The sequence below is a fragment of the Streptomyces olivochromogenes genome (genome assembly GCF_001514115.1).
Classification (GTDB): domain Bacteria; phylum Actinomycetota; class Actinomycetes; order Streptomycetales; family Streptomycetaceae; genus Streptomyces; species Streptomyces olivochromogenes.
This window is the reverse complement of sequence record NZ_KQ948458.1, coordinates 191170-203950: the sequence shown is the minus strand read 5'-3', so window position 1 is coordinate 203950 and position 12781 is coordinate 191170. Positions and strand designations below refer to the sequence as shown.

General features: G+C 71.8%; 11 protein-coding genes and 1 pseudogene. 7 read left to right on the top strand and 5 right to left on the bottom strand.

The features are described from left to right. Positions 1-200: 200 nt before the first annotated feature. The 3 genes from AQJ27_RS22965 to AQJ27_RS22955 are packed head-to-tail and all read left to right on the top strand — an operon-like array spanning position 201 to position 3267. Positions 201-884 (top strand): HD domain-containing protein, encoded by a 684-nt coding sequence (locus AQJ27_RS22965; protein WP_067371822.1) that lies wholly within the window; start codon positions 201-203, stop codon positions 882-884. Between the two features lie 29 nt (positions 885-913). Further along, positions 914-2143 carry a Cmx/CmrA family chloramphenicol efflux MFS transporter gene (locus AQJ27_RS22960; RefSeq protein ID WP_067372437.1) on the top strand — a complete coding sequence of 410 codons (1230 nt, stop codon included), beginning with the start codon at positions 914-916 and terminating at the stop codon, positions 2141-2143. A gap of 20 nt (positions 2144-2163) precedes the next feature. Then, entirely contained in the window at positions 2164-3267 is a 1104-nt protein-coding gene (locus AQJ27_RS22955) for a GNAT family N-acetyltransferase (protein WP_096240070.1), read from the top strand. Positions 3268-3300: 33 nt separating this feature from the next. On the opposite strand, the gene AQJ27_RS22950 is transcribed toward AQJ27_RS22955, so the two are convergent. Continuing rightward, entirely contained in the window at positions 3301-3567 is a 267-nt protein-coding gene (locus AQJ27_RS22950; RefSeq protein WP_054235190.1) for a DUF4031 domain-containing protein, read from the bottom strand. Further along, the gene (locus AQJ27_RS22945) at positions 3564-3959 is read right to left on the bottom strand and encodes a hypothetical protein (RefSeq protein WP_067371819.1); all 396 of its coding nucleotides are present in this window, start codon (positions 3957-3959) and stop codon (positions 3564-3566) included. Before AQJ27_RS22945 ends, AQJ27_RS22950 begins: the two co-directional genes overlap by 4 nt. Positions 3960-4014: 55 nt before the next feature. On the opposite strand from AQJ27_RS22945, the gene AQJ27_RS22940 reads away from it, so the two are divergent. The 4 genes from AQJ27_RS22940 to AQJ27_RS22925 all read left to right on the top strand — a co-directional run bounded on the left by AQJ27_RS22940 (position 4015) and on the right by AQJ27_RS22925 (position 8128). Next, positions 4015-4938, top strand: coding sequence for a MurR/RpiR family transcriptional regulator (locus AQJ27_RS22940; protein WP_067371817.1), 924 nt, complete (start codon positions 4015-4017; stop codon positions 4936-4938). 130 nt (positions 4939-5068) lie between these two features. Continuing rightward, positions 5069-6019, top strand: a complete 951-nt coding sequence (gene murQ / locus AQJ27_RS22935; protein ID WP_067371814.1) for an N-acetylmuramic acid 6-phosphate etherase — start codon at positions 5069-5071, stop codon at positions 6017-6019. A gap of 16 nt (positions 6020-6035) precedes the next feature. Continuing rightward, positions 6036-7544, top strand: a complete 1509-nt coding sequence (locus tag AQJ27_RS22930; protein WP_079065171.1) for a PTS transporter subunit EIIC — start codon at positions 6036-6038, stop codon at positions 7542-7544. Further along, entirely contained in the window at positions 7541-8128 is a 588-nt protein-coding gene (locus AQJ27_RS22925; RefSeq protein ID WP_067371811.1) for a hypothetical protein, read from the top strand. The genes AQJ27_RS22930 and AQJ27_RS22925 overlap by 4 nt, the downstream gene beginning before the upstream one ends. Before the next feature lie 26 nt (positions 8129-8154). Here the strand turns inward: AQJ27_RS22925 and AQJ27_RS22920 are convergent, their stop codons facing one another. The 3 genes and pseudogenes from AQJ27_RS22920 to AQJ27_RS22910 form a co-directional block, all read right to left on the bottom strand. After that, positions 8155-9483, bottom strand: coding sequence for a phosphoribosyltransferase family protein (locus tag AQJ27_RS22920; RefSeq protein WP_067371809.1), 1329 nt, complete (start codon positions 9481-9483; stop codon positions 8155-8157). Between the two features lie 88 nt (positions 9484-9571). Next, positions 9572-10679, bottom strand: a pseudogene (locus tag AQJ27_RS52380) (CapA family protein); the annotation flags it as partial. 9 nt (positions 10680-10688) lie between these two features. Next, the gene (locus AQJ27_RS22910; RefSeq protein ID WP_067371804.1) at positions 10689-12209 is read right to left on the bottom strand and encodes a subtype B tannase; all 1521 of its coding nucleotides are present in this window, start codon (positions 12207-12209) and stop codon (positions 10689-10691) included. Positions 12210-12781: the final 572 nt, after the last annotated feature.

The following is a 12781-nucleotide window of genomic DNA, read 5'->3' as shown; positions in this document are numbered from 1 at the left end:
GTGGGGGTTGATCGCGCAGTTCCCCGCGCCCCCAAGACGGGGCTCCGCCCCGATGCCCCGCCCACCCGAAATCGATCGCCTGCGGGACGGTGGGGGTTGATCGCGCAGTTCCCCGCGCCCCTGGAAGGCCCGGGTCCGGGGGCGAGGGGAGGTTGCCCTCCGCGCTAGGACCCAAGGAACGCGAGCGGGAGAATCGACGCATGCCCGACCTCGACGCGCTGCGCACCCGCTGGTCCCATGCCCTCGACGGCGCCCGCTCCCCCGGTGGCCCCGACCCGGCCCCGTACGTGGACAACCTCCTCGCCCGCTGGCAGGAGCCACAGCGCCGCTACCACACCGTCGCGCACCTCACCGCGGTCCTCGACCACATCGACGTGCTGGAGGAGTACGCGGACGACCCCGCCCTCGTCCGCCTCGCCGCCTGGTTCCACGACGCCGTCTACCTCCCCGACCGTTCGGAGAACGAGGAACGCTCCGCCCGCCTCGCCGAACGCGCCCTCCCGGAACTCGACATCGACGCATCCCGCACGGCGGAGGTCGCCCGCCTGGTCCGGCTCACCGTCACCCACGCCCCGACCGACGACGACCGCAACGGCCAGGTCCTCTGCGACGCCGACCTCGCGATCCTCGCCTCGGCCCCGGACACCTACGCCGCCTACACCGCCGCCGTCCGCGAGGAGTACGCCTTCGTCCCGGACGAGGCGTTCCGGGCGGGCCGGGCGGCCGTACTGCATCAACTCCTCGACCTGCCACGGCTGTTCAGGACGCCGTACGGAACACGGGAGTGGGAGGAACGGGCCCGGGAGAACATCCGGCGCGAGCTCATCCACCTCACCGAAACCACCCCGGAATCGGCAAACCCGCCCCGGAAGGACGCCAAGTGACCGGCTCCAGTCCGCCGCCCGGCCCCCGCATGCCCCTCGCCGTCTACATCCTCGCCCTCTCCGTCTTCGCCCTCGGGACCAGCGAGTTCATGCTCTCGGGGCTCCTGCCGCCCATCGCGGACGACATGGGCGTCACGATTCCGCAGGCGGGTCTGCTCATATCGGCGTTCGCCATAGGCATGGTCGTCGGCGCGCCGCTGCTCGCCGTGGCCACCCTCCGCCTCCCCCGCCGTACCACCCTCGTCTCGCTCATCGCCGTCTTCGGGCTCGGCCAGATCGCCGGCGCGCTGGCGCCGACGTACGCCGTGCTCTTCGCCTCCAGGATCGTCAGCGCCCTCGCCTGCGCGGGCTTCTGGGCGGTGGGCGCGGCGGTGGCGATCGCGATGGTCCCGGTGACCTCCCGGGCCCGCGCGCTCGCGGTGATGATCGGCGGCCTGTCCATCGCGAACGTGCTCGGGGTCCCGGCCGGTGCCTTCCTCGGCGAGCACCTCGGCTGGCGGTCCGCGTTCTGGGCCGTCGGCGCAGCCTCCGCGATCGCCCTGGTCGGGGTCGTCACCCTCATCCCCCGCATCCCGCTCCCCGACGAGAAGCCGCAGCTCAGGCGGGAATTCACCATCTACGGTGACGCGCAGGTCTGGCTCACCGTCGCTCTCGTGATGCTTGCCGCGGGCGGGGTCTTCTGCACGTTCAGCTATCTCTCGCCGCTGCTGACGGATGTCGCCGGGCTCGACGACGGCTGGGTGCCGAGCGTGCTCGCGCTCTTCGGGGTCGGGGCGCTGATCGGTACGACGATCGGCGGGCGGGTCGCCGACGCGCACCTCTTCGGGGTGCTCCTCTCCGGCACCGCGGCCTCGACCACCGTCCTCGTGGCGCTCGCGCTCCTGGGGCAGTACGCGATCGCGGCCGTGGCTCTTTCCTTCCTCCTCGGCGTCACCTGCTTCTTCACCGCCCCGGCGCTCAACGCCCGGCTCTTCAACCTCGCCGGGGCCGCCCCCACCCTGGCCGGTGCCACCACCACGGCCGCCTTCAATCTCGGCAACACCGGCGGCCCCTGGGTCGGCGGCACGGTCATCGACGCGGGCCTCGGCTACGCGGCGACGGCCTGGGCGGGCGCGGCCATGACGGTGACGGGCCTGGGGGTGGCCGCGGTCTCGCTGCGCCTCCAGCGCCGTACCCGGGCCTCCCGCGTGGTGGTGTCCATGAACAAGAAGGCCGAAAAGGCCGACAGGACCAACAATCCAGTACGTAACGACGTCTGACCGCGCCTATCCTCAGCCGCATGCGATCCATGGGTGGGGACCAGGTGGAGGAAGCCGTCGCGGGCGCCGTCGCGCTGTTGCGGGCGGTGGCCGGGCGGGACTGGGACGGGGTCGGGGCGGGCCGTCTCGAGTGGAGTTGCCGCAGGACCGCCGAGCACATCGCGGACGATCTCCTCGCGTACGCGGGCCAGTTGGCGGGGCGGACCACCACGGCGTACGTGCCCTTCGGGATCGTCCTGGACGACGGCACCGACAACGCGGGCGTCGTCGACGTGATCGAGACGACCGGCGCCCTGCTCGCCGCCGCCGTGCGCACCACGCCGCGCGAGGTGCGTGCCTTCCACCCGTATCCGTTCCGCAGCGCGAACCGCGAGGGCTTCGCCGCGATGGGTGTCACCGAGGTGCTGCTGCACACGCATGACATCGCGCAGGGTCTCAAGGTCGCCTACGAGCCGCCGGCCGAGCTCTGCGCGGATGTCCTGTCCCGGATCTTTCCGCACGTCAGGCCGGGGTCCGAGCCGTGGCCCACGCTCCTGTGGGCGACCGGCCGCGGCGAGCTGCCCGGCCGCGCCCCGCTCACCAAGTGGCACTGGAGCAACAACCTGGTGATCGAGGCCGGACGGCTCACCCTCCAAGGAGTCACCCCGGCGGCCGCCGCCGATCTGCGCGCGGGCGGCACCGGCGGCTTCGAGTGGATCGAGGGCGGCCCCTTCGACGGCACGCGGGACGCCGCCGGAATGGTCATGAAGGCGTACGAGAGTGGGGTGCACCGCCCGGAGTGGGGCATGTTCGTGCTTGTACGGAGCGAGGACGGCCGGGCGGTCGGCGCGATGGGCTTCCACGGCGCCCCCGACGAGGACGGCCGCGCGGAAGTCGGCTACGACCTCGCCGAGAACGCACGCGGCCACGGCTACGCGACCGAGGCCCTGCGCGCCCTGGCCGCCTGGGCCCTCGCCCGCGACGAGCTCGACGTCCTCTTCGCGGCCATAGAGCGGACCAACGCGCCCTCCCAGCGGGTCATCGCGCGCGCCGGATTCACCCGGGTGAGCGAGGACGAGGAGGAGTACGCGTACGAGCTGCGCGCGCTGGATCCGTCGCTGCGGGTGTACGCCCGTACGGACTGACCTCCGCCGACCGGGACGGGCCGACCGGTCGTCCTACCGGCCGACGTACTTGCGTCGGCGCAGCCCCGCCCCGTACAGCAGCCGCACCACCTCGCGGCTGCTGACCTCCACCGCCCCGGCGCGCACGGCGTCCGCGTACCGGTGGGAGGGCAGGTCGTAGTGATCACGTTCGAAGGCGCGCGGGGGTACGCCCAAGTCCGCGGCGAACAGGTGCAGTTCGTCGTACGAGACGTCGCTGACCAGATGGGACCAGAGCCGCCCGTGGCCCGGCCAGGCGGGTGGGTCGATGTAGACGGTCACGAGGACGGCATCTCGCCGGTCGCCGACCCCAGGCACCCCACGGACGCGACCTTCACGCCCGCCTTGTGGCAGACCCAGTGCGGATCGGGCCCGAGCTCCGGCTCGACGTCGAGGGCGTGCGGGTCGCCCGAGCCGCAGACCGGACACAGCGGCCACCGCCCGTACCGCTCCAGCAACGCGTCCTGTACGTCCTGGGCGACGAGCCCGGCCACATAGCCGACGCCCTCCGGCCACTGTTCGACCCACCATCGGCGCTGCACCACCGAGTCCTCGACGAGCGAGACGACATCCGCCTCGGCGACCTCACCCGCGACGAGATCGGCGAGAACGAGGGCGCGGGCCGCGTGCAACGCCTGCTCCAAGGGGCTGACGGGATGGCTGGTGGGGTCCATGCACCCATTGTGCGCACCCTTGACCGCATACCCCAGCAGAAAATATCTTTCACAAGTGACCCCACACGTGAAGGAAATTTTCGCCGGTGAGGCTCCGCCCGCTCCCGCCGCCCTCGCGGCCAAGGTGCGGACGCTGGCCCCGTCGATGACCCGCTCCATGCAACGGGTCGCCGAGGCCGTCGCCGGCGACCCGGCCGGCTGCGCGGCCCTCACGGTCACCGGCCTCGCCGAGCTCACCGGCACCAGCGAGGCCACGGTCGTGCGCACCGCCCGCCTGCTGGGCTACCCCGGCTACCGCGACCTGCGCCTCGCGCTCGCCGGCCTGGCCGCCCAGCAGCAGTCGGGCCGCGCCCCCGCCGTCACCGCGGACATCGCGGTCGACGACCCCATCGCGGACGTCGTCGCGAAACTCGCGTACGACGAGCAGCAGACCCTCGCCGACACCGCGGCGGGGCTCGACACGGTCCAGCTGGGCGCGGCCGTCACCGCGCTCGCCGCCGCCCGCCGGATCGACATCTACGGCGTCGGCGCCTCCGGACTCGTCGCCCAGGACCTGGCCCAGAAGCTGCTGCGCATCGGGCTCATAGCCCATCCGCACAGCGATCCGCATCTCGCCGTCACCAACGCGGTGCAGCTGCGGGCCAAGGACGTGGCGATCGCGATCACCCACTCCGGCTCGACGGGCGACGTCATCGAGCCGCTGCGGGTCGCCTTCGAACGCGGGGCGACGACGGTCGCGATCACCGGCCGCCCGGACGGGCCCGTCACGCAGTACGCCGACCACATACTCACCACGTCCACGGCCCGCGAGAGCGAGTTGCGTCCCGCGGCGATGTCGTCGCGCACCAGCCAGTTGCTGGTGGTGGACTGTCTGTTCGTGGGGGTCGCCCAGCGGACGTACGAGACGGCGGCGCCGGCGCTGTCCGCGTCGTACGAGGCGCTGGCGCACCGCCACAGTCCTCGGGGCCGTATGCGGTAACGCTCCGCTGGGAGCCTGTAAGAACTGGATGCCGTCGTCACTCTGCGGGCCCGTTGTGGCTGGTCGCGCAGTTCCCCGCGCCCCTGAGGGGCGCGCCTTCACCACCCAGCACTGGAAAGAGCCGTTCGTCATGTCCTTTTCCACCGCCGACGCCTCCTCCAACTACCACTCCCTGCGGGCCGAGTTGGAGACGTTGACCACTGAGGCGTTCCGTCCTGAGCTGTCCCAGATCGACCGGCTGTCGACGCTGGAGATCGCGAAGATCATGAACGCCGAGGACGCGACCGTGCCGACGGCCGTCGCGACCCAGCTGCCCCGCATCGCCGCCGCGATCGACGCCGTGGCCGAGCGCATGTCCCGCGGTGGCCGGCTGATCTACGCGGGCGCGGGCACCGCGGGACGCCTCGGCGTACTGGACGCCTCCGAGTGTCCGCCCACCTTCAACACCGACCCGTCCGAGGTCGTGGGCCTGATCGCGGGCGGCCCGAGCGCCATGGTCACCTCGGTCGAGGGCGCCGAGGACTCCAAGGAGCTGGCCGAGGCCGACCTGAAGGGGCTCTCCCTGACCCCCGACGACACGGTGGTCGGTGTCTCCGCCTCCGGCCGCACCCCGTACGCCGTCGGCGCGGTCGAACACGCCCGCGCGCGCGGCGCGTTGACGATCGGCCTGTCCTGCAACGCGCACAGCGCGCTGGCCGCCGCGGCCGAGCACGGCATCGAGATCGTCGTCGGGCCCGAGCTGCTGACCGGCTCGACCCGCCTCAAGGCGGGCACGGCGCAGAAACTCGTCCTGAACATGCTCTCGACGATCACGATGATCCGTCTCGGCAAGACGTACGGGAACCTGATGGTCGACGTCCGCGCCTCGAACGAGAAGCTGCGGGCCCGCTCCCGCCGTATCGTCGCCCTCGCGACCGGCGCCTCGGACGAGGAGATCGAACAGGCCCTCGCGGCCACCGACGGCGAGGTGAAGAACGCCATCCTCACCATCCTCGGCGGCGTGGACGGGCCCACGGCGGCCCGCCTTCTGGAGGAGAGCGACGGCCATCTGCGCGCGGCGCTCGCCGCATCGACGGGCTGACCAGCACCCTCGTGGAGTGCGCACAACGAACGACCTCACCCCCCATGCCGCCACGGCCGCCGCGATCCTCCCCCTGGTCGGCGGCGCCGCGAACGTCACCTCCGTCGCCCACTGCATGACCCGCCTGCGCCTGGGCCTGCGGGACCGGACACTCGTACGCGAGGACGCTCTCCGGTCCCTGCCCGCCGTACTGGGCGTGGTCGCGGACGACGACAGCTTCCAGATCGTCCTGGGGCCGGGCACGGTCACACGGGTGACCCCCGAGTTCGAGGCGCTCGTTACCGGCACGGCCGGTGCGCCGGTCACCGGCACGGCCGGTGCGCCGGTCACCGGCACGGCCGACGCGCTGGCCGCACGCGGCGCCGAGTGGAAGGCCGCCCGGCAACAGCGCAACGCGACCCCACTCAAACTCCTCCTCCGCCGGATCGCGAACATCTTCGTCCCCCTGATCCCCGCCCTGATCGGCTGCGGAGTCATCGCGGGCCTGGGCGGCCTGCTGGTCAATCTGGGGTGGCTGCCCTCCCTCACCCCCGCCCTCGCCGCGATCGCCTCCGGCTTCATGGCCCTGATCGCGGTGTTCGTCGGCCACAACACGGCGAAGGAGTTCGGCGGCACCCCGGTCCTGGGCGGGGCGGTGGCGGCGATCGTCGTGTACGCGGGGGTCGCGAAGGTGACGGCCTTCGGCATGACCCTGGCACCGGGCCAGGGCGGGGTACTCGGCGCACTGGCCGCCGCGCTCCTGGGAACGTACGTGGAGAAGTGGTGCCGCCGCTGGGTCCCCGAAGCCCTCGACGTCCTCGTCACCCCCACCCTCACCGTCCTGCTCACCGGCCTGGTGACGCTCTACGTCCTGATGTACACGGCCGGCGAGCTGTCGACGGCCATCGGGACGGGCGCGAACTGGCTCCTCGACCACACGGGCGTCTTCGCGGGCCTGGTCCTGGGCGGCCTGTTCCTCCCCCTGGTGATGCTGGGCCTGCACCAGGCCCTGATCCCGCTGCACACCACCCTCATCCAGCAGCAGGGCTACACGGTCCTGCTCCCCGTCCTGGCGATGGCGGGCGCCGGGCAGGTCGGCGCGGCACTCGCGGTCTACGTCCGCCTGCGCCACGACCAGTCCCTCCGTACGACGATCAGGTCGGCGCTGCCCGCGGGGCTCCTGGGCGTCGGCGAACCCCTGATCTACGGCGTCTCGCTCCCCCTCGGCCGCCCCTTCGTCACCGCCTGCGCGGGCGGGGCGGCGGGCGGCGCCTTCGTCGGCTTCTTCTCGATGCTCGGCGACAAGATCGGCTCCACGGCGATCGGCCCCTCGGGCTGGGCGCTGTTCCCCCTGCTCAAGGGCACGGGCGGACTGGCCCTGACGGCGGCGGTCTACGCGGGCGGGCTGCTGACGGGGTACGTGGTGGGTTTCGCGGCGACGTACTTCTTCGGCCTCGCAAGGACGGTCAGGGGCACTGTCAGTGGCGTGTGCGATTCTTCGAAGGAGGGGCAGGACACCGACCCGGGAGGGAATCCACCACCGTGAACCACGCACAGCTGACCGCCCTCGGCCGCGCCCTGCGCGTGCTCGGCGAGCACGGCGACGCGCTGAACGCCGACACGCCCGACGCGAAGCTGCACGAGGTGAAGGCCGACCTGAAGCGGGCGCTGGACCTGCTGGAGGAGACGGTGACGACGGCGGTGCCCACGACGCGCTGCGCCGAGCACCCCAATGGCCCGGTGGACGAGGGCGCCGTCGACCTCTGCCTGCTCTGCGAGACACGGCGGCGCACCGCCCGCCGCACCGAGGTCAACGACGCCTTCCCGCAGGGCCGCCCCGGCGGCGCCGACGAGGCACCCGAGCGCACGATGTCCCGGTACGGGGTGCGGGCCGACCGCCCCCAGCCCCAGCAACGCTGGCTGCCGGAGGTGTGGACAGGGCAGGCGTGGCAGCTGTGCGGCACCCCGCGCCGCGACCGCGTCGAGGCGGAGCGGTATCTCGCCGCGGAGCGCCGCACCCCGCGCCCCGGCATGGCCTACCGCCTGGTCCACGAGTTCACGGACTACGAGGTGCTGCGCATCTGGGGCACACCGGTGAAGGTGGACATCGAGCCGATGGGCAACCTGTAGCCGATCCAGCCCCATGGGTCATCGCGTCAGGCGAGATGCCTGCGGAACCAGTCCGTGGCCAGCTCGGTGACCGATTCCAGGGTGCCGGGTTCCTCGAAGAGATGGGTGGCACCGGGGACGACGGCCAGCTGATGCTCACAGCTCAGGCGCGCCGCGGCCTGCCGGTTGAGGTCCAGTACGACGTGGTCACGGCCCCCGACGACGAGCAGCGTCGGAGCCTTGACCTCCGGCAGCCTGGCGCCGGCCAGATCCGGCCTGCCCCCGCGGGAGACGACTGCCGCGACGTCCGCCGAGGGCTCCGCCGCGGCCCACAGCGCGGCCGCGGCGCCTGTGCTGGCACCGAAGTAACCGAACCCCATGTCCTGGATGCCGGGCTGCTCACGCAGCCATTCGGTCGCCTGGATCAGGCGGCGGGCGAGCAGCGCCGTGTCGAACACGTTGTCCCGGTTCACCGCCTCGGCCTCGGTGAGCAGATCGAACAGAAGGGTGCCGAGACCGGCGCGGTTCAGCCCGGTGGCGACGAAGCGGTTGCGCGGGCTCTTCCTGCTGCTGCCGCTGCCGTGGGCGAAGAGGACGACCCCGGGGGCGCCGCGCGGTACCGTCAGCCGCCCGTCGAGCGCGGCGCCCGTGGCCGGTATCAGGACCTCCCCCTCATAGGGCGGGGGAGCGTGCTCCGGGGAGGCGCTTCCCGCGGCCGACGGTGCGTCGGACGTGGCGTGCGCCGCGCGGTTGTGCTCCAGGCAGGCGATGACCTCCTCGTCGCTGGTCTGCTCGAAGTCCGTGTAGAACTGGCCGATCGCGTAGAACAGCCGGGGCGTGTGCAGACAGACGCCTTCGTCCGCCGCGCCTCCGAGGCGGGACGACCAGTCGTGCGGCGCCACGGGAACCGCCAGCACGATCCGCGACGCGCCGCGGGCGCGTGCGATCCGGCAGGCCGCGAGCGCCGTGGAGCCGGTCGCCAGCCCGTCGTCCACCACCAGGACCGTCCGTCCCTCGTACCGGGCCGGCTGCCGCTCGCCCCGGTAGCGGCGAGCCCGCTGCTTCAGGACGCCGCGCTCGTGTTCCTCCACCGCCGCCAGGGCACGGTCCGTCACGCCCGTCCCCCGCAGCACCTCTTCGTTGATGACGCGGACGCCTTCCTCGCCGATGGCGCCCATGGCCAGCTCCGGCTGGAAGGGCACCCCCAGCTTGCGCACGAGGCAGACGTCGAGCGGGGCGCCGAGGGCCTCGGCGACCTGTGCGGCGACCGGGACGCCGCCGCGGGGAAGTCCCACGACCACGAGGTCCTGGCCCTTGAGGTGGTGCAGCCGGGCGGCGAGCTGCCGGCCCGCGTCGGTTCGATCAGCGAAGTTCATGGTCGCCTCCCGGGGTGAGGTGAGCTCCTCGAGTCCCGAGTGAAGTAGTCCGGTCCAAACGGTCCGGACGGTCCAAACGGTCCGGAGCCGGGCGGACGGTGAGGGTGCCGTCCGGGTCGAGTTCGACCCGTGAGCCGTAGGCCCGGCTGATCCGGCTCAGAACGTCCCGCACCCACCGCGAGCCCTCGGCCGTCGCGCGCTCCAGCCGCATCCGCCGGGACCGCATCGGGACGATGCGCACCTCGTGGAACCTGCCACCGTCCGGGTCCACGGTGACGAAGTACAGCAACCGGAGGTCGTCCCGGTACTCCTCGTAGCCGCTGATGCCCTCGTAGTCGTTGATCAGGTCGCCGCAGCCGTGGGTGATGAGCTTTCCCCGGTACGACTCCAAAGGCCGCGGATGGTGCGATGAGTGCCCGTGCACGACGTCCGCGCCGCCGTCGACGAGCGCGTGGCCGAAAGCGGACCTGGTCACGCGGGACGAGATAGCCCCAGTTGGATCCCCAGTGGACCGAGACGACCACGATGTCGCCCGGCCGTTTGGCCGGACGCAGCCGGGTCGCGATCCCGGCCGCGGCGGCGTCCGACGGCTCGGCGACGAAGTCGACCCCGCTGCGCTGTGCCGTGGCGGCCCAGCCGCGGGGTATGCCGCTGGAGGCCACCCCCACGGAGAAGACCAGGACGCGCCGGCCGCCTGTGACGGGGACGATCGCGGGACGCCGGGCCTCGTCGGCGTCCCGCCCCGCTCCCGGCGCGCGAAGACCCGCGTCCGCCAGGGCGTCGAGGGTCTCCTCCAGCCCGCGGCGGCCGTAGTCCAGCACATGGTTGTTGGCCAGGGCACAGGCGTGCGGACGGGCGGCGACGAGGGCGGGCAGGTTGGCCGGGTGCATCCGGTAGTGGACCTCTTTGCCGGGCGCGGCCTCGTCGTTGCGCGTGACGGCGGTCTCCAGGTTGAGGATCCTGGCGTCGGGCGCCACCGCGGCGAGCACGTCCAGCGCGTCGCCCCAGGGCCAGGTGAAGCCGGCCGGGCGGGGAATCACGCCGTTCGCCGCCTCGGCCAGCTCCACATAGGCGCGGGCATCCTTGACGTACGACTCCCGCAGCTTCGGATCGCCGGGGTGCGGAAGGATCTGGTCGACTCCCCGGCCGAGCATCACATCACCGGCCAGGAACAGCGTGACAAGGCCACCGCCCATGTCTCCAGGCTAGGACCTGTAGCCCGACACCGTCGCGATCCACGTGACGAAGTCGCCCGGGTCGTTGTCCGCGCCGTGGCCGGCGTCCCAGTAGTACGAGGTGTCGACGTCGTCGCCGAGGTTCTTCAGGCGGGCGGCGAGGTTGCCCGCCACGGTGAGCGCGGTGTCGCTGTCCTTGGTGCCGAGGCGGATCCACCAGTGCTTCGACCGGTTCTCGTTGACCCTGTCCACGAGGTGGTACATCGGGTTCATCAGATGGAGCTTCGCGGGGATGTCACTGTCGAGGCGCGCACTGGCACCCTCTTCGTGGCGCAGGCTGTAGAGGGTGAAGTGCCGGTCGGCGGTGGTCCCCGTACCGAACTCGTTGTTCTCGGGGGCGGACCGGTCGAAGGCGTCGAACGCCGGGGTGTCCTTCTTGCGGGCGCCCACGTGGGTGAGGAAGTCGGCCCAGGAGAAGGCCGCCCTGCCGCCCGACCACGTGATGAACGAGTTCGCGGCCAGATAGGTCGCGCGGTCCGCGTCCGACAGCGCCGCGAGGTATTTGGTGGCCGACGGCTCCAGGTGGGTCCTGACCAGGTACTCGTCGAGGTTGCGGGCCGTAAGGGTGCCGAAGCCCTTCGCCGTCAGCCTCAGGGAGGCGAGATAGTCGCCGTACGCGCTGCTCAGCGCCTTGGAGATGGTCTGGTCGACGACCGAGCCGCTGCTGAGCAGGTTGGCGCCCCAGTTCCACTCGTACGCCATGTCGGCGTGTTCGAGGTCGGTGATCGGGCACCAGGCACCGGTGGCGAAGATGGCGTCGCTCGCGTCGGCCGCGCCCAGCTCCCGCAGGTAGGAGTCGTAGACCGGACTGTCGCCGGACGCGCCGAGCAGCGAGGACAGCGCGCCGCCCGCGCTGACTCCCGCGGAGACGATCCGGTCCACGTTGCCCGGGATGCGCCCCTTGTTGAACTTCACGTACCGCACCGCGGCCTTGAGGTCGACGATGGCGGCGGGCGCGGTGCCGTAGTACGTCCCGCTGGAGTCGACCAGCGACCGCCCGCGTGCACCCGGCTCCACGACGACGTACCCGGCGGCGAGCGCAAGCTGCTGGCGGCTCGCGGCGGAGTCGGCGGCGGGAGCGGGCCCGCCCGGGCCGCCGGGGCCCATCCCACCGCCCGCGCCGATGCCGGTGGCGTTCGCGACGGACGACGGCATGTAGCCGCCGACCTGGTTGGCGAAGAGGATGGGAGCGCCGGACGCGTCCACGACGCTTCCGTCGATCTTCACCGGAACGCTGACGTTGAGGGACTGGTAGGTGGCGTCCACCGGGTTGGCCACGTACGAGGCCACTTTGTAGAAGTGGTAGACGACCTCGTGAGCGGTGCCGGTGGTGTCCGTGATGCTGGTGGTCAACTCCGTGTAGCTGCTCGGATCGAAGACCAGGGAGGAGTCCGTGGACGCCGCGGACGACGCCGCGGACGTTCGGCTCGCCGCCCGCGCACCGGAGGCGAACCCGACCGCCGGCACCGCGGCCCCCGCCGTGAGCCCCATGACCACTGTCCTGCGCTTCACTGACTTCACTACCGTCTCCTGTCTTCGCGGCTCGTTCGGACAACGCGCCCCCAGGACAACAGCCGTTCCTTAAGCCTTCCTTTGTGTCTCCGGTGACGGCACCGGGATCCGGCCACCGCCCTGACCAGCCACAACCACGGTCACCCTGCCGCGCCGGCCTCCAAACCGAAGCAATCTCTCACAAAATTGTCAGCAATTTTGGCGCGATCTGGCACCCATCCGAGGCCCGCCCCGCGGTTCACCGACCACCAAGCCCCGCGCCTCCGAGGCGCACCACGAACCAGAGCGGTCGCCTTATCAACTCCCTTACCACAATTGCCAGTTGAACCCATTATCCCCATTGACCACCCCTCAACTCGCACATACGATCCCTTTACGTGGCCTGCCGAGACACGGGGGAAGCTCGGCCCTTCTTTGATGCAGAACCGGAATCCGCATCCGCCACTTCTCCCACGGTCTCCGTTTCCGGGGGACATGGACTGATCACCCATGCTCCGGCCGCGAACACACGACCATGCGCGGGGCACCGCCGCCCGCGAACACAGACACGG

Excerpts from the sequence above, each read along its gene's own strand:
- AQJ27_RS22965 (WP_067371822.1), top strand. The coding sequence starts at position 201 with ATGCCCGACCTCGACGCGCTGCGCACCCGCTGGTCCCATGCCCTCGAC.
- AQJ27_RS22960 (WP_067372437.1), top strand. The coding sequence starts at position 914 with ATGCCCCTCGCCGTCTACATCCTCGCCCTCTCCGTCTTCGCCCTCGGG.
- AQJ27_RS22955 (WP_096240070.1), top strand. The coding sequence starts at position 2,164 with ATGCGATCCATGGGTGGGGACCAGGTGGAGGAAGCCGTCGCGGGCGCC.
- AQJ27_RS22945 (WP_067371819.1), bottom strand. The coding sequence starts at position 3,959 with ATGGACCCCACCAGCCATCCCGTCAGCCCCTTGGAGCAGGCGTTGCAC.
- murQ (WP_067371814.1), top strand. The coding sequence starts at position 5,069 with ATGTCCTTTTCCACCGCCGACGCCTCCTCCAACTACCACTCCCTGCGG.
- AQJ27_RS22920 (WP_067371809.1), bottom strand. The coding sequence starts at position 9,483 with ATGAACTTCGCTGATCGAACCGACGCGGGCCGGCAGCTCGCCGCCCGG.
- AQJ27_RS22910 (WP_067371804.1), bottom strand. The coding sequence starts at position 12,209 with ATGGGGCTCACGGCGGGGGCCGCGGTGCCGGCGGTCGGGTTCGCCTCC.